This window comes from Mycobacterium florentinum (assembly GCF_010730355.1).
Classification (GTDB): Bacteria; Actinomycetota; Actinomycetes; order Mycobacteriales; family Mycobacteriaceae; genus Mycobacterium; species Mycobacterium florentinum.
The window spans coordinates 907871-930395 of sequence record NZ_AP022576.1 but is presented as its reverse complement, the minus strand read 5'-3'; the positions used below and the strand labels follow the sequence as shown (position 1 = coordinate 930395).

Genomic DNA, 22525 nt, shown 5'->3' with positions numbered 1-22525 from the left:
GTCCCTCACCGCGAGTGATATGCGACACATGTTGAATAGCCGTATCTTTGCGGCACTGAACCAGACCGCATAAGCTTTCGTGCAACGGGGGGGAATCGTTTTAGGTAGAGGTCAGGTATGAGTGTCATCGCAGGTGTGTTCGGTGCACTGCCACCGAACCGGTACAGCCAGGGCGAGATTACCGACCAATTCGTCGAGTTCCCGGTTCTCAAAGAGCACGAAGCGATCGTCCGGCGTCTGCACGCCGGCGCGAAGGTCAACAGCCGCCATCTCGTCCTTCCCCTCGAGCGTTATCTGTCGCTGACCGACTTCACCGAGACGAACGAAATCTTCATCGAAAACGCCGTGGACCTCGGCTGCGAGGCTTTGCTGGGCGCTCTCGACGAGGCCGGGCTGCAGCCCCGCGACGTCGACATGATCGCCACCACGACCGTTACCGGCGTCGCGGTGCCGTCGCTGGATGCCCGCATCGCCGGGCGGGTCGGCCTGCGCCCCGATGTGCGCCGGTTACCGCTGTTCGGACTGGGCTGCGCGGCGGGTGCGGCGGGGTTGGCCTCCCTGCACAACTACCTGCGCGGTGCGCCCGACGGCGTCGCGGTGCTGATCTCCGTCGAGCTGTGCTCGCTGACCTTCCCCACGGTCAAGCCGACCGTATCGGGGCTGGTCTCGACCGCGATGTTCGGCGACGGGGCGGCCGCGGTGGTTGCCGTCGGCGATCGTCGCGCCGAACAAGACCGGCAGCTGCGCCCCAGCGGGCCCGACGTCGTCGACTCGCGCAGCCGGCTCTACCCGGAATCACTGCACATCATGGCGTGGAACGTCGGCCCCGCCGGCCTGCAGCCCGTGTTCTCCCCGGAGCTCGCGACGGTGATCGAAGCCCAGCTGGCCGACGACGTCGACCGATTCCTCGGCCGGCACGGGCTGACCAGGGACGACATCGAAGCGTGGGTGGCCCATCCGGGCGGCCCGAAGGTGATCGATGCGATCGGCAAGAGCCTCGAGCTGCCCCCGGAGGCGCTGGAGCTGACTTGGCGCTCGCTGGGTGAGATCGCCAACCTGTCGTCGGCCTCGGTGCTGCACGTGCTGCGCGACACCATCGCCAAGCCGCCGACCGGCGGCAGCCCGGGCCTGATCGTTGCGATGGGCCCCGGATTCTCCTCCGAGCTCGTGCTACTGCGCTGGCACTGACTCGGCGATATCGACGACCAATCCCGGCGTGGGACTCAGCGCCGCGAGGTTAGCCGCGCGGATGCGCTGAGCGGGCAGCCGTAGCTTGGTTCGGGCGACCAGCCGGGCCAGCATGACCGTCATCTCGGTCGTGGCCATGACCGCCCCGATGCACCGGTGCAACCCGCCGCTGAACGGAATGAACTCATGTGGAGCGGGCTTGCGATAGTCGGCCGCGCCCGGGTCCCACCGCTGCGGCCGGAACTCGCGTGGGTGCGGCCACACCTCGGGCAGCCGGTGCGTCACGTAGGCGCTGAAGATCAGCAATCGGCCGGCGGGGATGCGGTGCCCGTCGAACCGGAGGTCGCGCATCCCCCGGCGGGCCGAGATCACGCCGGGGGAGTACAGCCGCAGCGTCTCGTGGACGACGCCGTTGAGGTAGGTCAGCGCGTCGAGGTCGGCCGCGCTCGGCGGTTCGTCGCCCAGGACGCGGCGTACCTCGTCGGCGGCGTTGTCCCACGCGCCGGGCAGCGTCAGCAGCGTGTAGATCGCCCAGGCCAGTGCACCGCTCGTGGTCTCGTACCCGGCGGTGATCAGCGAAATGATCGTATCGCGAATCTCGTTGTCGCTCAACGCATATCCCTCGTCGCCGCGGCCGTTGATCAGCATGGTCATCATGTGGTCGTCGGGTCTGGGCGCGGTGCGCGCGTCGGCGATCAGGGTGTCGATGAAGTCGTTGAGGCGGGTGCGCGCGGCCATCGCCCGTCGCCATCCGGGCGAGTTGAGGCGCTGCTGCAGCGCCACCACCTGGGGCAGCTGATGGGTCAGGTCCAGCAGGGGCTGCAGTTGCTCACCGAGAAAGTCGGCGTGCGCCGCCAGGCGCGAACCGAACAGGCTCTCCGCGGTGCTGCGCCGGACCGCCGAGCGGCACTGCCGGTAGATGTCCAGCCGTTGCCCGGGCCGCCAGCCGTCGATGACCGTGTCGATGTTGGACACCATGGTCTGCACGTAGTCCTGGATCTGCCGGTGCCGCAGCCCCGGCGCCACCACGCTGCGGCGACGGCGGTGGTCGTCCCCGTCGCTGACGATCAGCGCGGTGGGCCCGTCGACGATCGCCAGGCTCTCGAACGTCTGCGCCCAGCTGAACGCGTCGGCGTTGGCGAAGACGAACTTGTTCGCCTCGGGTCCGAGCAGATAGGTGTAGCCGTGCCGGCCGACGCCGGAGTTGATCACCGGCCCGCGCAGCCGGTACAGGGCGAGCAACCCTTCGCCGGGCAGATAGCGAACGGGTTGGCTCCTCATGGTGACTATTCGACCATTTCCGAGAGCTCCAGCCAGCGGCTTTCCAGCGTTGAGACTTCGTCTTCCAGGGCGCGCAACTCGCCCGTCAGCCGGGTGATGCCGACGTGGTCGGACTGGTCGTAGTCGGCCAGTTCGACGTGTTTGGCCGCAATCCGGTCAGCCAGCCGGGCGAGCTGGCGGTCCAGGGAGGCCAGCTCCTTCTCGGCGGCCCGACGTTGCGCGCCGGACATCGCTTCGGGCTCGGGGGTCGCCCGCGGCGGTTCCGCGGCGCCCGTCGACCGGGCGGACAGCCGCAGGTACTGGTCGACGCCGCCGGGCAGGTGACGCAGCCGGCCGTCGAGAATCGCGTACTGCTGATCGGTGACGCGTTCCAGCAGATAGCGGTCGTGGGAGACGACGATCAGGGTGCCCGGCCAGGAGTCGAGCAGATCCTCGGTCGCGGTCAGCATGTCGGTGTCGACGTCGTTGGTGGGTTCGTCGAGCAGCAGGACGTTCGGCTCGGAGAGCAAGGTGAGCATCAGCTGCAGGCGTCGCCGCTGCCCGCCGGACAGCTCGCCCACGCGCGCGGAGAGCTCGGTGAAGCCGAGTCGCTCCAGCAGCTGGGCCGGGGTGACCTCGCGACCCTCGACCTCGTAGCCGCCGGGCAGCCGGCCCAGCACGTCGGCGATCCGGTCGTCGGCAATGTCGGCCAATCGATCGCCCTGCTGGTCGAGCACCGCGAGCTGAACGGTCTTGCCGCGCTTGACCCGCCCGGTGTCCGGCGTGATGGTGCCGGCGATCAACCCGAGCAGCGTCGACTTGCCCGCCCCGTTGGCCCCGACGATGCCGGTCCGTTCACCCGGCGCGATGCGCCATTCGACGTCGCGCAGCACCGGCCGTTCGCCGAACGAGACCGACACGTCGAGCAGATCGATAACGTCCTTGCCGAGCCGCGCCGTCGCCAGCTTGGCCAGCTCGACGGTGTTGCGCAGCGGCGGGACGTCGGCAATCAGCTGATTGGCGGCGTCGATGCGGAACTTCGGCTTGGAGGTCCGCGCCGGCGGCCCCCGGCGCAGCCACGCCAGCTCCTTGCGCATCAGGTTCTGCCGCTTGGCCTCCACCGCGGCGGCCTGCCGGTCCCGCTCCACGCGCTGCAGCACATAGGCCGCGTAGCCGCCCTCGAACGGTTCAACGATCCCGTCGTGCACCTCCCACGTCGTGGTGGCGACCTCGTCGAGAAACCAGCGGTCGTGCGTCACCACCAGCAGCCCGCCGGTGTTGCGTGTCCAGCGCTGCTGCAGATGGTCGGCCAGCCAGGTGATGCCCTCGATGTCGAGGTGGTTGGTGGGCTCGTCGAGGGCGATGACGTCCCACTCGCCGATCAGCAGTTGGGCCAGCTGCACCCGGCGGCGCTGTCCCCCGCTGAGCGTGGAAACCGTTGCATCCCAATCGATATCGGAGACCAGCCCGCCGACCACATCGCGGATGCGCGGGTCGCCGGCCCACTGATGCTCCGGCTGGTCGCCAACCAGCGTCCAGCCGACGGTGTGCGCCGGGTCCAGGGTGTCGGCCTGGCTCAGCGCGCCGACTCGCAATCCGCTGCGCTGGGTGACCCGGCCGGAGTTGGGCTGCAGCTGACCGCTCAGCAGCCGCAGCAGGCTGGACTTGCCGTCCCCGTTGCGCCCCACGATGCCGATGCGCGCGCCGTCGTTGACCCCGAGCGAGATCGACTCGAAAACCACTTGGGTCGGGTATTCCAGGTGAACGGCCTCGGCCCCGATCAAGTGCGCCACTGGGACGACCCTACTGCCAGCCTGTCAAGCAGTTCTTGGCTGTGCGGTCAGCTCGGAGCAGCGCACTTGGCGACTTGGGCGTGCAGACCGCTGACCAGTAGATCCAACCCGAACTCGAACGCCTCATCACTGAGATGGGCGCTGTAGTTGCCGGCGAGCGCCGACAACCGGGGAAACGTATCCCCAGGCAATTCCCTGATCCGGTCGGGTAGATCGATCGGCGCCGCGGCCGCCTGCGCTCCGGCGAAACCAAGAGCGTAGTTGCACAGCACGCCCAAGCCGTGCAGCGCGAGGATTTCGGTGAGGCCGGCGTCGAGCAGGGCCGCCACTATCCGCTCGCGGATGCTGAACATGCCGGGGGTGGCTGAACGTTGGGCGAGCACCAGGGTCACCAGGTTGGGATGCCGTCGGCCAATGGTGTGCAGCGTCCGCACTTCGGTGCGGAGTTGCTGGTCCCAGTTCACGGTGGAAGTCGGGCGATGGGCTTCGGCGAAAAGAAGGACGGTAACGCCCTCCAGAATCTCCTCTTTGTTGCGCACGTAGCCGTAGAGGGTCATCACGCCCATGCCGAGCTCGTCGGCCACGCGGCGCATCGTGAACGCCTCGGGCGGCTCCGCGTCGATCACTCGCAGCGCCGCCTTCAGTACCTCCTCGCGGGTGAACCGAGGGCGTGGGCCTCGCTTCGCCGGTGCTTCAGAATCTCTTGACACATAAATACCGTACTGAATACGGTGATCGGTATCACAATTTTGAATCAGGAGTAAAAATATGACTGAGACCGCAACCAGTGCGGGGACCGTAGGCGCCCAGTTGGCACCCGTCGCCGACGACTTCAGCGCGTTCATCATTGCCGGTGCGGTCAGTTCTGACGCGAGCAAGTTCAGCCGTGAGACCGAGGGCCGCACGCCGGCGCAGGGAATCGAGGACGGTGTCGACGCCGAACGCTTCGGCTTTCAGATGTGGGCTCAGATGTGCTCCAATTCCGCCGCGATCGTGGCCGACTGACGCGCTGCTCGGGTGACCGCGCGTCATGGCCATTCCCGCCCCACGACCCGGCGCCGTCGCTCTTATCACGGGCGCCTCGTCCGGTATCGGTACCGAGCTGGCACGCGGACTCGTGGCTATCGGCCATGATGCGATCCTCGTCGCGCGGCGCCGTGAGCGGCTCGAATCGCTGGCAAGGGAGCTGCGCCGTGGTGGCCGCCGCATCGAGGTGATCGCCGCCGACGTCAGCGATCCCACGGGGCGCGCCACGTTGCTGACTGAAATCCGGGGGCTCCGACTCGAAGTCGACGTGCTGGTCCCGTGCGCCGGATTCGGGATGGGCGGCGCGTTCATAGACGCCGATCCCGAGCGGATTCAGCAGCTGATCCGCACCAACGTGGAGGGATCGCTTCTGCTTGTCCGATCGCTCGCGCCGGCGATGGTGGAGCGCCGCAGCGGGGCGATCCTGCTCGTCTCGTCGATGGCCGGCAACCAACCGATGCCGCATTTTCAGGCATACGCCGCAACGAAGGCAGCGGTGACGTCGCTGGCCGAATCGCTGGACTGGGAGCTTGGCCGCAGTGGCGTGACCGTCACTGCGTTGTGTCCTGGGGGCGTCCGCACCGAACTTGCGGAAGTGGCAGGCATGCTCGCTGCCGAGAGCCGCACCCCGAAGGCCTTCATGGCTGACCCAGCGCGCATCGCCGATGCCGCGTTGAAAGGCCGGGACCGGAATCGACGAACGATCGCCACGAGTGCGGCGGCTGATGAGAAGTCCAGGTCCCGCCGTCTTACCCGCCCTGATGTGCCATGATGTCTCAGCTGTCGAGAGTGGGGAGCAGCGATGGATCTGAACTTGTCGATGATCACGCGGCCGGTGGAACGACTGGTCGCGACGGCCCAGAACGGCCTGGAGGTCTTGCGGCTGGGGGGCTTGGAGACCGGCACCGTTCCGTCGCCGTCGCAGATCGTCGAGAGCGTGCCGATGTACAAGCTCCGGCGCTACTTTCCGCCGGACAATCGCCCCGGGCAGCGGCCGGTCGGCCCGCCGGTGCTGATGGTGCACCCGATGATGATGTCGGCCGACATGTGGGACGTGACCCGCGAAGACGGCGCGGTCGGCATCCTACATTCGCACGGGCTGGACTGCTGGGTCATCGACTTCGGTTCACCGGACAAGGTCGAGGGCGGCATGCGCCGCAACCTGGCCGACCACATCGTCGCGCTCAGCCAGGCCATCGACACGGTCCGGGACGCCACCGGCACCGACGTGCACCTGGTCGGGTATTCGCAGGGCGGGATGTGGTGCTATCAGGTCGCCGCTTACCGGCGTTCGAAGGCGCTGGCCAGCATCGTCACCTTCGGGTCGCCGGTGGACACCCTGGCCGCCCTGCCGATGGGCATCCCGGCAAACTTTGCCCCGCCCGTCGCCAACTTCATGGCCGATCACGTCTTCAGCCGACTGGCCATCCCCGGCTGGATGGCGCGCGCCGGCTTCCAGATGCTCGACCCGCTGAAGACCGCCAAGGCCCGGGTCGACTTCGTGCGTCAGTTGCACGACCGCGAGGCATTGCTGCCCCGCGAACAACAGCGCCGATTCCTCGAGCGCGAGGGGTGGATCGCCTGGTCCGGCCCGGCGATCTCCGAGCTGCTCAAGCAGTTCATCGCGCACAACCGCATGATGACCGGGGGTTTCGCCGTCAACGGGCAGATGGTCACGCTGACCGACATCACCTGCCCGGTGCTGGCCTTCGTCGGCGAGGTCGACGACATCGGCCAGCCGGCGTCGGTGCGAGGCATCCGGCGGGCGGCGCCCGACGCCGAGGTCTACGAGGCCCGCATCCGCACCGGCCATTTCGGCCTGGTCGTCGGATCCAAAGCCGCAGAGCAGGGTTGGCCCACCGTCGCCGCGTGGATCGAGTGGCTGTCCTCCGGCGGCGACAAGCCGGCCGGCATCGACCTGATGGCCGATCAGCCCGAAGAGCACACCGACAGCGGCGTCGCGCTGAGCTCGCGGATCACGCACGGCCTCGGTGAGGCATCGGAGGCGGCGCTGGAGTTGGTCCGCGGCGCCACCGGGGCGGCGGTCGCGGCCAACAAGTCCATGCGGACCCTGGCCGTGGAGACCGCACGCACGCTGCCCCGGCTGGCCCGGCTCGGACAGATCAACGACCACACGCGAATCTCGTTGGGCCGCATCATCAGCGAGCAGGCCAGCAGGTCCCCGCGCGGCGAGTTCCTGCTGTTCGACGGACGCGTGCACACCTACGAAGCGGTCGACCGGCGCATCAACAACGTCGTCCGCGGCCTGATTCAGGTCGGCGTCCGGCAGGGCGACCGGGTGGGCGTGCTGATGGAGACCCGGCCCAGTGCTCTGGTCGCGATCGCCGCGCTGTCGCGGTTGGGCGCCGTCGCGGTGGTGATGCACCCGGAGGCGGACCTGGCCGCGTCGGTCCGGCTCGGGCGCGTCACCGAGATCCTGACCGACCCCACCAACCTGGAGGCCGCGCGCCAATGGCCGGGACAGGTGCTGGTGCTCGGTGGTGGTGAGGCGCGCAACCTGGACCTGCCCGATGACGGCAACGTCATCGACATGGAACAGATCGACCCGGACGCCGTAGACCTGCCCGCCTGGTACCGGCCCAACCCGGGGCTGGCCCGCGACCTGGCGTTCATCGCGCTCAGCTCGGCCGGCGGCGAACTGGTCGCCAAGCAGATCACCAACTACCGGTGGGCCGTGTCGGCGTTCGGAACCGCCTCGGCGGCCGGCCTGGAGGGCCGCGACACCGTGTACTGCCTGACGCCGCTGCATCACGAGTCCGCGCTGCTGGTTGCGCTGGGCGGCGCGGTCGTCGGCGGAACCCGCATCGCGTTGTCGCGCGGCCTGCATGCCGACCGTTTCGTCCACGAGATACGGCAATACGGCGTCACCGTGGTGTCCTACACCTGGGCGATGCTCCGCGACATCGTCGACGATCCCGCCTTTGTGCTGCACGGCAATCACCCGGTTCGGCTGTTCATCGGCTCGGGTATGCCGACCGGGTTGTGGCAGCGGGTGGTCGACGCGTTCGCCCCCGCACACGTCGTCGAGTTCTTCGCCACCACCGACGGACAGGCGGTGCTGGCCAACGTGTCCGGCGCCAAGATCGGCAGCAAGGGCCGCCCGCTGCCCGGCGCCGGCCGTATCGAGCTCGGCGCCTACGACACCGAACACGACCTGATCCTGGAAGACGAACGGGGCTTCGTGCAGGTCGCCGATGCGAATCAGGTCGGCGTGCTGCTCGCGGCATCCCGAGGACCGATCGATCCGACGGCGTCGGTCAAACGCGGGGTCTTCGCGCCCGCCGACACCTGGATCTCCACCGAGAACCTGTTCCGCCGCGACGAGGACGGGGACTACTGGCTGCTGGGCAGGCGCGGCTCGGTGGTGCACACCGGGCGCGGGCTGGTCTATTCCGACGCGGTCACCGACGCGCTCGGCCTGATCAACGGTGTGGACCTGGCGGTGACCTACAACGTGCCGTTCGGTAACCAGGAGGTGGCGCTGTCCGCGGTGACGCTGCTACCGGGAGCCAGCATCACCGCGGCCGACCTGACCGAGGCGTTCGCCGAGATGCCCGTCGGGCTCGGGCCCGACATCGTGCACGTGGTGCCGGAGATGACGCTCAGCGCCACCTATCGTCCGACGGTCAGCGCGCTGCGGGCGGCCGGGATCCCCAAATCCGGGCGCCACGCCTGGTATTTCGATGTCGCCAGCGAGCAGTACCGCAAGCTGACGCCGGCGGTGCGGGCCGAGCTGAGCGCCACCTACAAGGGCACTGATGCTTGACGACACGCTGCTGAGCATTCTCGTCTGCCCGCAGGACCGCGGCCCGCTGCTGCTGGTTGGTGACGAACTGCTCTACAACCCGCGACTGCGCCGCGCCTACCGCATCGAGGACGGCATCCCGGTGCTGCTGATCGACGAGGCGCGCGATGTCGACGACGACGACGAGCACGCCCGTCTCATGGAACGAGCCCGTCCGGCAACTCCCCAGTGAGGTAGCGCTGCAGGTTCGGTGCGATCATCGCCACGACCTGGTCGGCCGGCAGCGACGCGAACGGCTCCAATTCGAGGATGTAGCGGGCCATCACCACGCCCATCAACTGCGACGCGGCGAACTGGATGCGGATGCGGCCCGTGCCCGGTGGATTGTCGACGCGCGGCCCGACTTCGCCGACGATCACCTCCTGGAAAAAGGAGCGCACCAAGCTCACCTCGGCACCGGACAGCAACGACCGCATGGTCGCGATCAAGCCGGCTCCCAGCTCGGAGTCCCAGATGTGCAAGAGCAGCGACGGGAGCCGCAGCCCGAGTTCTTCGACCGGAGTCTCGCGTATCGGCCCAAGCACCGTCATGGGATCGATCGGCAGATGTATCGCCGCGGCGAACAGCTGCTGTTTGGTCCCGAAGTAGTGATGCACCAGCGCGGAATCCACACCCGCCGCCGCGGCCACGGCCCGTATCGAAGTACGGTCAATGCCGTTGCGGGCGAATAGTTCTCGCGCGCTGGTCAGGATGCGATCGCGGGTGTCGGAGTTTCCGGCCGGCCGCCCGGGCCGCCGGCGCCCGGTGTTGGTGGCCGTCACGTTATGGCGTCCGGCGCCGCAGCGTCGCAGCGGCCAGGCACAGCGCCGCGAACGCGGAACCCGCCACGACGACGATGTCGCGCACCGCGGTCCCGGTCAGCTCGGTATGCGAACTCACCTGTTGCAGAGCCTCCAGCGCGTAGCTGGCCGGCAGCACATTGCTGATCCATTGCAACCAGTCTGGCATCAGCGCGCGGGGAACGATGATGCCGGCGAGCAGCAGCTGCGGCACCATCACCAGCGGGATGAACTGCACGGCCTGAAACTCGGTGCGCGCGAACGCACTACACAGCAGGCCCAGGCCGACGCCGAGCACCGCGTTGACGATCGCGATCACGAATACCCACACCCAGCTGCCCGCCGTGTCGAAGCCGAGGGACCAGAACGACACGGTGCACGCCACCGTCGCCTGGGCGGCCGCGGCGATCGAGAAGGCGGTGCCGTAGGCGATCAGCAGGTCGAGCCGGCGGAGGGGAGTGGTCAGAATTCGTTCCAGCGTCCCGGAGGCTCGTTCCCGCTGCATCGTGATCGCCGTGATGATGAACATCACGAACAGCGGGAAGAGGCCGAGCAGGATCAGGCACGCATTGTTGAACGGCGACGGCGTGCCGGGTAGGTGCCGCGCATTGTGAAACATGAAGTACATCAAGGTGATAACCAAAACCGGCACCGCCAGGATCATCGCGACACTGCGGTGATCGGAGGCCAGCTGGCGCAGGATCCGCGTCGTGGTGGCCGTGTACCCCTTGAGGCTCATCCCGCTTTCGGACCGGCGGGCGCCATGGTGCGCTTGATGATGGACAGAAACGCGTCCTCCAGAGACGTGCATCCGGTGTCCTCTCGTAGTTGGGTCGGCGTGGTGTGGGCGACCAAGTTCCCGTCGCGCATCAGCAACAGGTCCCCGCAGTGGTCGGCCTCGTCCATCACGTGGCTCGAGACCAGCAGGGTGGTTCCGGCGCGGGCGAGTTCGTTGAACTGCTCCCAGAGGTCGGCCCGCAGTACCGGGTCCAAACCGACGGTGGGCTCGTCGAGCACCAGCAGCTCCGGCTGGCACACCAATGCGCACGCCAGCGACACCCTGGTGCGCTGGCCGCCGGACAGGTTGGCGCTGAACGCGGTGCGGTGGTCGGTCAGCCCGACCCGCTCGATCGCGTCGTCGGCGGCCCGGCTGTCGAAGCCGTACAGCGAAGCGAAGTAGCGAACGTTGTCGACGATCCGCAGGTCGTTGTAGATGGTCGGGTCCTGCGGCAGGTAACCGACGCGGCGGCGCAGCTCGGGAGAGCCGGCGGGTCTGCCGAGCACGGTCACGGTTCCCGACGTGACGATCTGCGTGCCGACGATGCAGCGCATCAACGTGGTCTTGCCGCAGCCCGAAGGGCCGAGCAGGCCGGTGATGCTGCCCTTCGCGATCCGCACCGAGACGTCGTGCAGAGCGGGGCGGTTGCCGCGGATAACCCGCAGATGCGCGATGTCGATAGCGGCCTCGCCTTGAGGACGGATTAATTCATCACGAGATGAAATCATCATGTGATGAATATCCGCCCGCGGCCCGGCAGTGTCAAGGGGGTGTGGCGGCGCAGATGCAAATCACCGCATGGTCAGGCCGCGTTACGGACGCGGCCCCTGTGACTGCGGCCGGCGCGCTCGGTCAGCGCGACGGCGTTGATTCAGGTGGGCGAACCGGGACGGCGCAGCGGCAGGTGTCCGTGCACGCCCTCGGCGTAGGCCGTTTCGGCGTGCTGGGTGAAGTCGACGCCGGTGGTTTCGTCCTCGGGGCTGAGCCGGAAGCCCATCACCCGCTCGATCACCTTCGCCAGAATGAAGGTCACCGCGAACGCGTACACCGCGACGACGGCGATCGCGAGCGTCTGCTTGCCGAGCTGGCCGAAGCCACCCCCGTAGAACAGTCCCTGCGGGCCCGACGTCATGACGGCCGTGGCGAGCAGCCCGATCAGGAAGACCCCGACCACCCCGCCGACGAAGTGCACACCGACGACGTCGAGCGAATCGTCATAGTTGAAGCGCAATTTCGCGGTCACCGCGAACGCGCACACCACGCCCGCGGCGAGGCCGACCGCCGCCGCGCCGAGCGTGTTGACGGTGCCGCACGACGGGGTGATCGCGACGAGACCGGCGACCACCCCGGATGCCGCCCCGAACGTTGTCGGCCTGCCGTCGCGGATCTGCTCGACCGTGAGCCAGCCGAGCATGCCGAGGCAACCGGCGACGAGCGTGTTGAGGAAGATCGCCGCGGCAGTTCCGTTGGCCGCCAACGCCGAACCGGCGTTGAAGCCGAACCAGCCGAACCACAGCAGCCCGACCCCGACGAAGAGCAGCGGCAGATTGTGCGGGCGCATCGCGTCCTTCTTGAAGCCGATGCGCGGTCCGAGCACCAGCGCCAGCGCCAGCGCCGAGGAACCGGAGACGATCTCGACGACCAGGCCGCCCGCGTAGTCCAGCACGCCCATCTTGTTCAGCCAGCCACCCGGCCCCCACACCCAGTGTGCGACAACTGAATACACGACGATCGCCCAGACCGGAACGAACACGATCCAGGCGGCGAAGCGGGCGCGGTCGGCGATCGCGCCACTGACCAGGGCCGCGGTGATGATCGCGAAGGTCAATTGGAAGGTGGCATAGAGCAGTTCGGGCACCGTGCCGTGCACGGTGTCGGGCGTGATCCCGAGCATCCCGACATGGCTGAGGTTGCCGATGAACCCGCCCGCCCCGTCCTCGGAGAACGCGAGCGTGTAGCCGACCAGCAGCCACGCCACGGTGACGAGTGGGATGGAGACGAAGCTCATCATGATCATGTTGAGCACCCCGGTGGTGCGGACCATGCCGCCGTAGAAGATCGCCAGGCCGGGGGTCATCAGTAGGACCAGTGCGGTACTGGCCAGCAGCCACGCGGTGGCGGCGGGGTCGATTGCATGCATTGTGGGCTCCTTTGCCTGGCGGCAACCGGAGAGTTTGCCATGTTTGTGCTCTCGGTAGGTTCGGTGGGTGCGTGCAGGCGAGCTGGTAGTTGACCCGGTCGCGGCCGCGCACCGGCTGCTCGGCGCAACGCTTGCCGGGCGGGGCGTGCGCGCGACCGTCGTCGAGGTCGAGGCCTACGGAGGCGTTCCCGACGGACCCTGGCCGGACGCGGCGGCACATTCCTACCGGGGCCGCAGCGGCCGCAACGGCGTGATGTTCGGGCCCCCGGGCCGCCTGTACACCTACCTCAGCCACGGGATCCACACCTGCGCCAACGTCTCGTGCGGCCCCGACGGCACGGCCGCCGCGGTGCTGCTGCGCGCCGCCGTGATCGAGGACGGCGCCGACGTGGCCCAGACCCGTCGCGGTCCGGCCGTCCGCGCCGCCGCGCTGGCGCGTGGTCCCGGAAATCTGTGTTCGGCGTTGGGAATTACGATGTCCGACAACGGGATTGATCTCTTCGATCCGGGTAGTCCGGTGACGCTGACGCTGCATGCGGTTAACGGGGCAGTCGCGGGCCCACGCGTGGGCATCAGCCAGGCCGCCGACCGGCCGTGGCGACTGTGGCTGGCCGGGCGACCGGAAGTCTCGGCGTATCGGCGAAGTCCGCGGGCACCTGCCCCCGGCGCCAGCGACTAGCCTCTTGCCCATGATCCTCGACGAGCTGGGCTGGCGTGGACTGATCGCGCAGTCCACCGACCTCGACGCCCTGGCCGCCGAAGCGCAGCGCGGACCGCTGACCGTGTACGCCGGCTTCGACCCCACCGCGCCGAGCCTGCATGCGGGGCATCTGGTGCCGCTGCTGGCACTGCGGCGCTTTCAGCGGGCCGGGCACCGGCCCATCGTGCTCGCGGGCGGCGCCACCGGCATGATCGGGGACCCGCGTGAGGTCGGCGAACGCAGCCTGCACGAGGCCGGCACCGTCGCCGAATGGACCGAACGTATTCGCGGGCAGCTCGAACGCTTCGTCGACTTCGACGACTCACCCACCGGCGCGATCGTCGCCGACAACCTCGAGTGGACGGCGCCGATGTCGGCGATCGAGTTCCTGCGGGATCTCGGCAAGCACTTCTCGGTCAACGTAATGCTGGATCGCGACACCATCCGGCGGCGCCTCGACGGCGACGGGATCTCCTACACCGAGTTCAGCTACATGCTCCTGCAGGCCAACGACTACGTGGAATTGCACCAGCGCCATGGCTGCGCGCTGCAGATCGGCGGCTCGGATCAGTGGGGCAACATCATCGCCGGGGTGCGCCTGGTGCGCCAGAAGCTCGGCGCGACGGTGCACGCGCTCACGGTCCCGCTGGTCACCGCCGCCGACGGCACCAAGTTCGGCAAATCCACCGGCGGCGGCAACCTGTGGCTGGACCCGCAGCTGACCAGTCCTTATGCCTGGTACCAGTACTTCGTCAACACCGCCGACGCCGACGTCATTCGCTATCTGCGGTGGTTCACTTTCCTGTCCGCCGAGGAGCTGGCCGAGCTTGAACAGGCGACCGCCGAGCGTCCGCAACAACGCGCCGCTCAGCGCCGGCTGGCGACCGAACTCACCGTCCTGGTGCACGGCGAGGAGGCCACCGCGGCCGTCGAGCATGCCAGCAAGGCGCTCTTCGGTCAGGGCGAGCTCGACCGTCTGGACGAGGCGACGCTGGCCGCCGCGCTGCGCGAGGCGTCGGTCGCCGAGCTCAAACCCGGTGGCCCGGACGGGATTGTCGATCTGTTGGTGGCCAGCGGCCTGTCGGCCAGTAAAGGCGCCGCGCGACGCACGATCGGCGAGGGCGGCGTTTCGGTCAACAACATTCGGATCGAGAGCGACGAATGGTCTCCGCAGGACTCGGATTTCCTCTACGGCCGATGGCTGGTGCTGCGGCGCGGTAAGCGCAATATCGCCGGCATCGAAAAGGTCTAGAGAGGATCTGGGAAGAGTATTCAGCGGGGATCTCGCCAATCGGAGGGGAAGCCGATATGAGAGGAGGGGAGCCTCGTTGTTGGAAGGAGCGACGAGATCCCCGCTGCGAGAACTAGTTTTCCGGGATTCGCGACTCGCCGGTATCCCACAACCGGCTGAATTAGGGGTGGATATCCGCTGTCCCCCGTTCGGGGGACACACCGCCGGGTGCGCCGCGGTCGATAGTACCTAAAACGCTTGTACGGCAACACATTTGGCGCATCAAGCCCGCCGGTCGGCCCCGGTGGGAGATCAACGGCGGCACATATTGCACGCGAGATTGTCAAGAAGTTCGGTGCGAAACGCGGCGGTGTGCGAATCTTTACCTGGCCGTGCCCTAAACGTGACACTCGTTGGCCACTGTAGTCACAGTGATTTTGCGCAGCCACCAAACAATCGACGAGAGCGAGAGATGACGGCGCAATCAATGGCGTACCAGACGACCTTACGGGTCGGCGCACAGACGAGGGCCTTCGGGTTCATGGCGCTGACCACGGCTTTGGTTGCCGCGGCCGCGACGATGGCGGCGCCTATCCGCGCCGACATGGCGGGCAACAGCTTCCTGTCGGCGCTGACCAACGCCGGAATTGCCGTCACTCAGCCGGCCACGACGCTCGCTCAGGGGCAATCGGTGTGTCCGATGCTGATCCGGCCGGGCGGGTCGTTCGAATCGGTCGTCTCGGACGTGGCGACCGGCAGCGGGATGACCGAGAAAAATGCGGGCATCTTCACGATCATCGCGATCGGCACGTTCTGTCCCGCGATGATCGCGCCGTTGATTCCGGACCGGTTCAAGGCGTAGCGAGACCCCCACTCGGGTGCCCGTATCCTTTCGGGGTGGGCGACGACAGGCAGCGTCATAACGGGGAGCGACGGCCGCGCTCGGCGTCTAAATGGTCGGGACCGGGCCGGGCGCGCCAGGCTCAGCCGCAGAACGCACCTGATCGCCCGGTGGACAACGGGCCCGCCATACCGCCCGACGTGGACGCCAAACAGTTGTCGCCCGAGATCCGCGGCGAACTGAGCACCTTGGACCGCGCGACCGCCGATGCGGTGGCGCGCCACCTGGTCGCCGCGGGTGAGCTGATGGACGAAGACCCGGAAGCCGCCCTGAACCACGCCCGCGCCGCGCGCGCGAGGTCCAGCAGGATCGCCGCGATTCGCGAGGCCGTCGGAATCGCCGCCTACCGCTACGGCGATTGGGCCCAGGCGTTGTCCGAGCTGCGTGCCGCGCGGCGGATGGGCAGCAAGTCGCCGTTGCTGCCGTTGATCGCGGATTGCGAACGCGGCCTTGGCCGTCCGGAGCGGGCGATCGAACTCGCCCGCGGCGAAGAGGCGGCCCAGCTCAGCGGCGACGCCGCCGACGAGCTGCGCATCGTGGCCGCCGGCGCCCGCTCGGATCTCGGGCAGCTCGAGCAGGCGCTGGCCCTGTTGTCCACGCCGCAGCTGGACCCGACTCGCAGCGGCTCGATGGCGGCCCGGCTGTTCTACGCCTACGCCGACACCCTGCTGGCGCTAGGCCGCAACGACGAAGCGCTGCAATGGTTTTTGCACTCCGCGGCCGCCGACATCGACGGCATCACCGACGCCGAAGACCGGGTCGGCGAGCTGGGCTCGGCAGAATGAGCGTGAAAGGCATTGTGCAGGAACATGATTGCCTACTCATCGATTTGGACGGGACGGTGTTTCGCGGTCACCGTGCCACCGACGGCGCGGTGCAGACGCTCGACGAAGTCGGCAGCCGCAAGCTGTTCGTCACCAACAACGCCTCCCGCAGCGCCGACGAAGTAGCCACCCACCTGCGCGACCTCGGCTTCACCGCCACCGGCGACGACGTCGTCACCAGCGCCCAAAGTGCCGCGCACCTGCTTTCCGGTGAGCTGCCGCCGGATTCACCCGTGCTGATCGTCGGCACCGATTCGCTGGCCAACGAAATCGCCGCCGTCGGACTGCGCCCGGTGCGTCGCTACGACGACAACCCCGTCGCCGTCGTCCAGGGCCTCTCGATGACGATCGGCTGGCCCGATCTCGCCGAAGCCGCACTGGCCATCCGGGCCGGTGCGTTGTGGGTGGCGGCCAACGTCGACCCCACGCTGCCCACCGAGCGGGGTCTGCTGCCCGGCAACGGATCCCTGGTCGCCGCGCTGCGGGCCGCGACCGGCGCCGAACCCAAGGTGGCCGGAAAGCCCGCCCCGACACTGCTCAACGATGCGGTCGCCCGCGGCGACTACCGAGCGCCGCTGGTGATCGGCGACCGGCTCGACACCGACATCGAGGGCGCCAACGCCGCGAAGTTCCCCAGCCTGATGGTGCTGACCGGGGTGAGCAGCGCGCGCGACGCGGTGTACGCCATACCCGCGCAGCGGCCCACCTACATCGGCCATGACCTGCGCGCGCTGTACCAGGACGGCAGCGCGCTCGCGGTGGGGCCGCAGCCCGGCTGGACGGTCGACGTCGACGCCGACAGCCTCACGGTCCGCGGCAACGGCGCCGACGAAGGGGACGGGCTGTCGATCGTGCGCGCGGTCGCCAGCGCGGTGTGGGGCGGCAACTACTCCGATTCCCAGGGCCGGCCGGCGCGCATCCGGGCCGCCGACGACCGGGCCCGCGACGCGCTCGAGCGCTGGTCTCTCGTGCATGGGGACTAGCGGGTGACTACCGTAGAACCGCAATGAATATCGATCCTGAACAGATTCGCGCCGACATCGACAACCTGCTGGCGCAGTTGCCCGACCCGGCCGACCCGGAGAACCGGGAAACGGGGTGTCGGAAATTTGAGCTCGCCGAGCTCGAAGACATCGCACGGCGGCTTTCCGAAGCGCATGACTTGCTGCTGGCCGCGCTGGAGTCGGCGGAGAAGGGCTGAGTGCGGGCATGGCACGACGCGCCCGCGTTGACGCGGAGCTGGTGCGGCGCGGCCTTGCCCGATCCCGTCAGCAGGCCGCCGAGTTGATCGGCGCCGGCAAGGTCAGCATCGACGGCATGCCCGCGGTCAAGCCCGGCACCGCCGTCGCGGCCAGCGCGGCCCTGACCGTGGCCGACGACGGCGAGCGCCGCTGGGTGTCGCGGGGGGCGCACAAGCTGATCGGCGCGCTCGACGCCTTCGAGATCCCCGTCGAGGGCCGTCGCTGCCTGGACGCCGGCGCATCGACCGGCGGCTTCACCGAAGTCCTGCTGGATCGCGGCGCGGTCGAGGTGGTGGCCGCCGACGTGGGCTACGGCCAGTTGGCCTGGTCGCTGCGGTCGGATTCGCGGGTGATTGTCGTCGAGCGGACCAACGTTCGTGACCTGTCGCCCGAGGCGATCGGCGGGCGCGTCGACCTGGTGGTGGCTGACCTGTCGTTTATCTCGCTGGCCACCGTGTTGCCCGCGCTGGCTGGTTGCGCCAACCCCGGCGCGGATATCGTTCCCATGGTGAAGCCGCAGTTTGAGGTGGGGAAGGGCCAGGTCGGTGCCGGCGGGGTTGTCCACGACACCGGGTTGCGCGCCGATTCGGTGCTGGCCGTCGCGGGACGCGCCGGCGAACTCGGCTGGCACACCGTCGACGTCACGGCCAGTCCGCTGCCGGGGCCGTCGGGCAATGTTGAGTACTTCCTGTGGCTGCGCGCCGACACCGATCGGGCGCTGACGGGCGACGGGCTGGGCGATGCGGTGCGGCGCGCGGTGGGCGAGGGCCCGCAATGACCGTCGAACGCACCATCCTGCTGGTCGTGCACACCGGACGTGAGGAAGCGACCGAGACCGCGCGCCGGGTTCAGAAAGTGTTGAGCGACAACGGTATTGCGCTCCGCGTGTTGTCCGCAGAGGCGGTCGACCGGGGGCCGCTGCCGCTGTCTCCCGACGACGTGCGGGCCATGGGTGTCGAAATCGAGGTGGTCGACGCCGAACCATCCGCCGCGGAGGGTTGCGAGCTGGTGCTGGTGCTCGGGGGCGACGGCACCTTCCTGCGCGCGGCCGAACTCGCCCGCAACGCCGGTATTCCGGTGCTGGGCGTCAACCTGGGCCGCATCGGCTTTCTGGCCGAGGCCGAGGCGGAGGCCATCGACCGGGTGCTGGAACATGTGGTCGCCCAGGACTATCGGGTGGAGGAACGCCTGACGCTCGACGTCGCGGTGCGCCACCGCGGGCAGGTGATCGATCAGGGGTGGGCGCTCAACGAGGCCAGCCTGGAAAAGGGTCCGCGGCTCGGCGTGCTGGGCGTGGTCGTCGAAATCGAGGGACGACCGGTGTCGACCTTCGGCTGCGACGGAATACTGGTGTCGACCCCGACCGGTTCGACGGCCTACGCGTTCTCCGCCGGTGGCCCGGTGCTCTGGCCGGACCTCGAGGCAATCCTGGTGGTGCCCAACAACGCTCACGCACTGTTCGGCCGGCCGATGGTCACCAGCCCGGACGCCACGATCGCGATCGAGATCGAGGCGAGCGGCAACGACGCCCTGGTGTTCTGCGACGGCCGCCGCGAAATGGTGCTACCCGCCGGCGGACGGCTCGAGGTGAAACGTTGTGGCACCGCGGTGAAGTGGGCCCGGCTGGACAGCGCGCCGTTCACCGACCGGCTGGTGCGTAAGTTCCGGCTGCCCGTGACCGGTTGGCGCGGAAAGTAAGGGCGCCGCAGCGGTGCTGACGCCATGCTGACCGAAATCCGCATCGAGTCACTGGGTGCGATCAGCTCTGCGGTCGGGGAGTTCGACCGCGGCCTGACGGTACTGACCGGTGAGACCGGCACCGGCAAGACCATGGTGGTGACGGGGCTGCATCTGCTCGGCGGTGCCCGCGCCGATGCGAACCGGGTGCGCTCGGGCGCAGAGCGCGCCGTCGTCGAAGGTCGTTTCACCACAACAGATCTCGATGACGCAGCGATCGCACAACTGGACGAGATGCTGGACGCGTCGGGCGGGGAGCGCGACGAGGACGGCAGCGTGATCGCGCTGCGTTCGGTCAGCCGCGACGGACCGTCGCGGGCCTATCTCGGCGGTCGCAGCGTGCCCGCGAAGTCGTTGGGCGACTTCACGACCGGGCTGCTGACCCTGCACGGGCAGAACGACCAGCTGCGGCTGATGCGGCCCGAGGAACAGCGCGGCGCGCTGGACCGATTCGCGAAGGCCGGTCCCGCGCTCGAGCGCTACCGCAAACTGCGCGACGCCTGGCTGTCGGCGCGGCGCGACCTGTTCGACCGCCGCAACCGCATGCGCGAACTCGCCCTCGAGGCCGACCGGCTGAGTTTCGCGCTCAACGAGATCGATGCGGTGGACCCGCAACCCGGTGAAGACGACGCCCTGGTCGCCGACATCGTGCGGCTCTCCGAGCTGGACACGTTGCGCGAGGCCGCGGCCACCGCTCGTGCGGCGCTATCCACCGAGGACGTGTCGGGCGGTAGCGCCGCCGACACCCTCGGGCGGGCAAGGGCCGCACTGGAATCCACCGATGACGCCAAGTTGCAGGCGCTGGCCCAGCAGGTCCGTGAGGCGCAGACCGTGGTCGACGACGCCGCCCAGGAACTCGGCGGCTATTTGGAAGATTTACCGGTCGATGCCAGCGCGCTGGAGTCCAAGCTGGCCCGCCAGGCCGAGCTGCGCACGCTGACCCGCAAGTACGCCGCGGATGTCGACGGCGTGCTGCGGTGGGCCGCCGAATCCCGCGAGCGGCTCGCGCAACTCGACGTCTCCGAGGAGGGGCTGGCCGCACTGCAGCGCCGCGCCGACGAGCTGGCCGGTGAATTGGGCGAAGCCGCGGTCGATCTCAGCAAGTGTCGCCGCAAGGCCGCGAAAAAGCTGGCGAAAGAAGTGACGACGGAGCTATCCGGGCTGGCGATGGCCGACGCAGAATTCACCATCGAGGTGAGCATCGACGTCGCCGCCGAGAAGGACGAGCCGGCCGCACTCATGCTGCCCTCCGGCGAGCTGGCGCGTGCGGGCGGCGACGGTGTCGACCAGGTCGAGTTCGGCTTCGCCGCGCACCGCGGCATGACGGTGCTGCCGCTGGCCAAGAGCGCGTCGGGCGGCGAGCTGTCCCGGGTGATGCTGGCGCTGGAAGTGGTGTTGGCCGCGTCTGCCGCGGGCACCACGATGGTGTTCGACGAGGTCGACGCCGGCGTTGGCGGCCGGGCGGCCGTCCAGATCGGGCGGCGGCTGGCGCGGTTGGCGCGCACCCACCAGGTCATCGTGGTGACCCACTTGCCTCAGGTCGCGGCCTACGCCGACGTGCACCTGGTCGTGCACCCGGCCGGGCCGCGGGGGACCAGCGTGGTACGGCGGGTGACCGACGACGAGCGGGTCGCGGAGCTGGCGCGGATGCTGGCCGGCCTGGGTGAATCCGACAGCGGCCGGGCCCACGCCCGCGAACTCCTCGACGGAGCCCAGAACGACAAGATCTGACGCTGCCTACCGCCGAGCGTCGACTTGTTGCGGGGTTAAGGCCCCAATCTGCCCGACAAGTCGACGTTCGAGACCATCCCGGGATCCGTCTGTTACAGATGTGACTCTAGATAACTTCTGGGGCGGATGTTACGGCGCGCCTCCACCCCTCCGCCGCGCATCGCGGACAGAATCCCCCCATGAAGATGTCAGGGCTGCTTACACGTAATGCTTCCCGGCCGGGTCTAACCGGCACCGCACGGGTGGATCGCAATATCGACCGCCTGCTGCGTAGGGTCTGCCCGGGTGACATTGTCGTGCTCGACGTCCTGGACCTGGACCGCATCACCGCCGAGGCGCTGGTGGAGGCCGACATCGCCGCCGTGGTCAACGCATCGCCGTCGGTCTCCGGCCGTTACCCGAACATGGGCCCGGAAGTATTGGTCAACAACGGCGTCACGCTGATCGACGAGACCGGACCGGACATCTTCAAGAAGGTCAAGGACGGCGCCAAGATTCGCCTGCATGAAGGCGGGGTGTACGCAGGCGAACGGCGGCTGAGCCGCGGCACCGAGCGCACCGACCACGACATCGCCGACCTGATGCGCGAGGCCAAGAGCGGCCTGGCCGCCCATCTGGAGGCGTTCGCCGGCAACACAATTGAGTTCATCAAGAGCGAGAGCCCGCTGCTGATCGACGGTATCGGGATTCCGGACGTCGACCTCGACATGCGTCGTCGCCACGTGGTGATCGTCGCCGACGAGGACAGCGCCGCCGACGATCTGCGCTCGCTGAAGCCGTTCATCAAGGAGTACCAGCCGGTCCTGATCGGTGTGGGCACCGGCGCCGACGTGCTGCGCAAGGCGGGCTATCGTCCGCAGCTCATCGTCGGCGACCCCGAGCAGATCAGCACCGACGCTCTCAAGTGCGGCGCCCACGTCGTGTTGCCGGCCGACGCCGACGGCCACGCGCCCGGGCTGGAGCGGATCCAGGACCTCGGAGTCGGCGCGATGACGTTCCCCGCCGCGGGTTCGGCCGTCGACCTGGCTCTGCTGCTGGCCGACCACCACGGCGCGGCGCTGCTGGTGACGGCCGGTCACACCGCCAACATCGAGACGTTTTTCGACCGGACGCGCACCCAGAGCAACCCGTCGACGTTCCTGACCAGGCTTCGGGTCGGGGAGAAGGTGGTCGACGCCAAGGCGGTCGCCACGCTGTACCGCAACCACATCTCAGGTGGCGCCATCGCGCTGCTCGCACTGACGATGCTGATCGCCGTCATCGTCGCGCTGTGGGTGTCGCGCACCGACGGCGTGGTGCTGCACTGGGCCACCGACTACTGGAATCACTTCTCCGTGTGGATTCAGCACTTGATCACGTAGTCGGCCTTA

The 22525-nt window shown here is 68.5% G+C and carries 22 protein-coding genes; 15 read left to right on the top strand and 7 right to left on the bottom strand.

The annotated features are described in order from the left end of the window. The first annotated feature begins 117 nt into the window (after positions 1-117). Complete coding sequence (locus G6N55_RS04465; protein WP_085225453.1) at positions 118-1188, top strand: type III polyketide synthase; 1071 nt, start codon at positions 118-120, stop codon at positions 1186-1188. Here G6N55_RS04465 and G6N55_RS04460 read toward each other — a convergent pair. Genes G6N55_RS04460 through G6N55_RS04450 form a run of 3 tightly spaced genes read right to left on the bottom strand, consistent with a single transcriptional unit; the run spans position 1171 to position 4951 of the window. Then, positions 1171-2469, bottom strand: coding sequence for a cytochrome P450 (locus tag G6N55_RS04460; protein ID WP_085225452.1), 1299 nt, complete (start codon positions 2467-2469; stop codon positions 1171-1173). The genes G6N55_RS04465 and G6N55_RS04460 overlap by 18 nt on opposite strands. A gap of 5 nt (positions 2470-2474) precedes the next feature. Continuing rightward, positions 2475-4241, bottom strand: coding sequence for an ABC-F family ATP-binding cassette domain-containing protein (locus G6N55_RS04455; protein ID WP_085225450.1), 1767 nt, complete (start codon positions 4239-4241; stop codon positions 2475-2477). 47 nt (positions 4242-4288) lie between these two features. Next, positions 4289-4951, bottom strand: coding sequence for a TetR/AcrR family transcriptional regulator (locus G6N55_RS04450; RefSeq protein ID WP_264000870.1), 663 nt, complete (start codon positions 4949-4951; stop codon positions 4289-4291). A gap of 58 nt (positions 4952-5009) precedes the next feature. Here G6N55_RS04450 and G6N55_RS04445 point away from each other — a divergent pair, with 58 nt between their 5' ends. From G6N55_RS04445 to G6N55_RS04430, 4 genes are read left to right on the top strand one after another with little or no spacing between them, the layout of a single operon-like run. After that, the gene (locus G6N55_RS04445) at positions 5010-5246 is read left to right on the top strand and encodes a hypothetical protein (RefSeq protein WP_232078922.1); all 237 of its coding nucleotides are present in this window, start codon (positions 5010-5012) and stop codon (positions 5244-5246) included. A gap of 25 nt (positions 5247-5271) precedes the next feature. Further along, positions 5272-6039: an SDR family NAD(P)-dependent oxidoreductase gene (locus G6N55_RS04440; protein WP_085225449.1), complete on the top strand. Its 768-nt coding sequence runs from the start codon at positions 5272-5274 to the stop codon at positions 6037-6039. A 30-nt stretch (positions 6040-6069) separates the two neighbouring features. Next, on the top strand, positions 6070-9054 hold the full coding sequence (locus tag G6N55_RS04435; protein WP_085225447.1) for an acyl-CoA synthetase: 2985 nt from the start codon (positions 6070-6072) through the stop codon (positions 9052-9054). Continuing rightward, the gene (locus G6N55_RS04430; protein ID WP_085225445.1) at positions 9047-9265 is read left to right on the top strand and encodes a Trm112 family protein; all 219 of its coding nucleotides are present in this window, start codon (positions 9047-9049) and stop codon (positions 9263-9265) included. Before G6N55_RS04435 ends, G6N55_RS04430 begins: the two co-directional genes overlap by 8 nt. Here G6N55_RS04430 and G6N55_RS04425 read toward each other — a convergent pair. From G6N55_RS04425 to G6N55_RS04410, 4 genes are all read right to left on the bottom strand, one after another. Next, a complete protein-coding gene (locus tag G6N55_RS04425; protein ID WP_085225443.1) occupies positions 9231-9854 on the bottom strand; it encodes a TetR/AcrR family transcriptional regulator in 624 nt (207 codons plus the stop codon). The genes G6N55_RS04430 and G6N55_RS04425 overlap by 35 nt on opposite strands. Before the next feature lies 1 nt (position 9855). Continuing rightward, a complete protein-coding gene (locus G6N55_RS04420; protein WP_179968118.1) occupies positions 9856-10611 on the bottom strand; it encodes an ABC transporter permease in 756 nt (251 codons plus the stop codon). Further along, positions 10608-11381, bottom strand: coding sequence for an ABC transporter ATP-binding protein (locus G6N55_RS04415; protein ID WP_085225439.1), 774 nt, complete (start codon positions 11379-11381; stop codon positions 10608-10610). Before G6N55_RS04415 ends, G6N55_RS04420 begins: the two co-directional genes overlap by 4 nt. A gap of 140 nt (positions 11382-11521) precedes the next feature. Then, positions 11522-12790 (bottom strand): ammonium transporter, encoded by a 1269-nt coding sequence (locus tag G6N55_RS04410; protein ID WP_085225437.1) that lies wholly within the window; start codon positions 12788-12790, stop codon positions 11522-11524. 67 nt (positions 12791-12857) lie between these two features. Here G6N55_RS04410 and G6N55_RS04405 point away from each other — a divergent pair, with 67 nt between their 5' ends. The 10 genes from G6N55_RS04405 to steA all read left to right on the top strand — a co-directional run bounded on the left by G6N55_RS04405 (position 12858) and on the right by steA (position 22516). Continuing rightward, entirely contained in the window at positions 12858-13469 is a 612-nt protein-coding gene (locus tag G6N55_RS04405; RefSeq protein ID WP_085225436.1) for a DNA-3-methyladenine glycosylase, read from the top strand. 10 nt (positions 13470-13479) lie between these two features. Further along, positions 13480-14742 carry a tyrosine--tRNA ligase gene (gene tyrS / locus G6N55_RS04400; protein ID WP_085225434.1) on the top strand — a complete coding sequence of 421 codons (1263 nt, stop codon included), beginning with the start codon at positions 13480-13482 and terminating at the stop codon, positions 14740-14742. Positions 14743-15208: 466 nt separating this feature from the next. Next, positions 15209-15583, top strand: coding sequence for a DUF732 domain-containing protein (locus G6N55_RS04395; protein ID WP_139827036.1), 375 nt, complete (start codon positions 15209-15211; stop codon positions 15581-15583). A 35-nt stretch (positions 15584-15618) separates the two neighbouring features. Continuing rightward, positions 15619-16407 carry a tetratricopeptide repeat protein gene (locus tag G6N55_RS04390; RefSeq protein ID WP_085225430.1) on the top strand — a complete coding sequence of 263 codons (789 nt, stop codon included), beginning with the start codon at positions 15619-15621 and terminating at the stop codon, positions 16405-16407. 2 nt (positions 16408-16409) lie between these two features. Then, the gene (locus G6N55_RS04385; RefSeq protein ID WP_085225676.1) at positions 16410-17429 is read left to right on the top strand and encodes an HAD-IIA family hydrolase; all 1020 of its coding nucleotides are present in this window, start codon (positions 16410-16412) and stop codon (positions 17427-17429) included. 23 nt (positions 17430-17452) lie between these two features. Continuing rightward, positions 17453-17647 (top strand): hypothetical protein, encoded by a 195-nt coding sequence (locus tag G6N55_RS04380; RefSeq protein WP_085225428.1) that lies wholly within the window; start codon positions 17453-17455, stop codon positions 17645-17647. An 8-nt stretch (positions 17648-17655) separates the two neighbouring features. Further along, on the top strand, positions 17656-18465 hold the full coding sequence (locus G6N55_RS04375; protein ID WP_085225426.1) for a TlyA family RNA methyltransferase: 810 nt from the start codon (positions 17656-17658) through the stop codon (positions 18463-18465). Then, entirely contained in the window at positions 18462-19385 is a 924-nt protein-coding gene (locus G6N55_RS04370) for an NAD kinase (RefSeq protein WP_085225424.1), read from the top strand. The genes G6N55_RS04375 and G6N55_RS04370 overlap by 4 nt, the downstream gene beginning before the upstream one ends. Positions 19386-19409: 24 nt before the next feature. Continuing rightward, entirely contained in the window at positions 19410-21155 is a 1746-nt protein-coding gene (gene recN, locus G6N55_RS04365) for a DNA repair protein RecN (RefSeq protein WP_085225422.1), read from the top strand. Between the two features lie 179 nt (positions 21156-21334). Beyond that, the gene (gene steA, locus G6N55_RS04360; RefSeq protein WP_085225420.1) at positions 21335-22516 is read left to right on the top strand and encodes a putative cytokinetic ring protein SteA; all 1182 of its coding nucleotides are present in this window, start codon (positions 21335-21337) and stop codon (positions 22514-22516) included. Positions 22517-22525 lie beyond the last annotated feature (9 nt).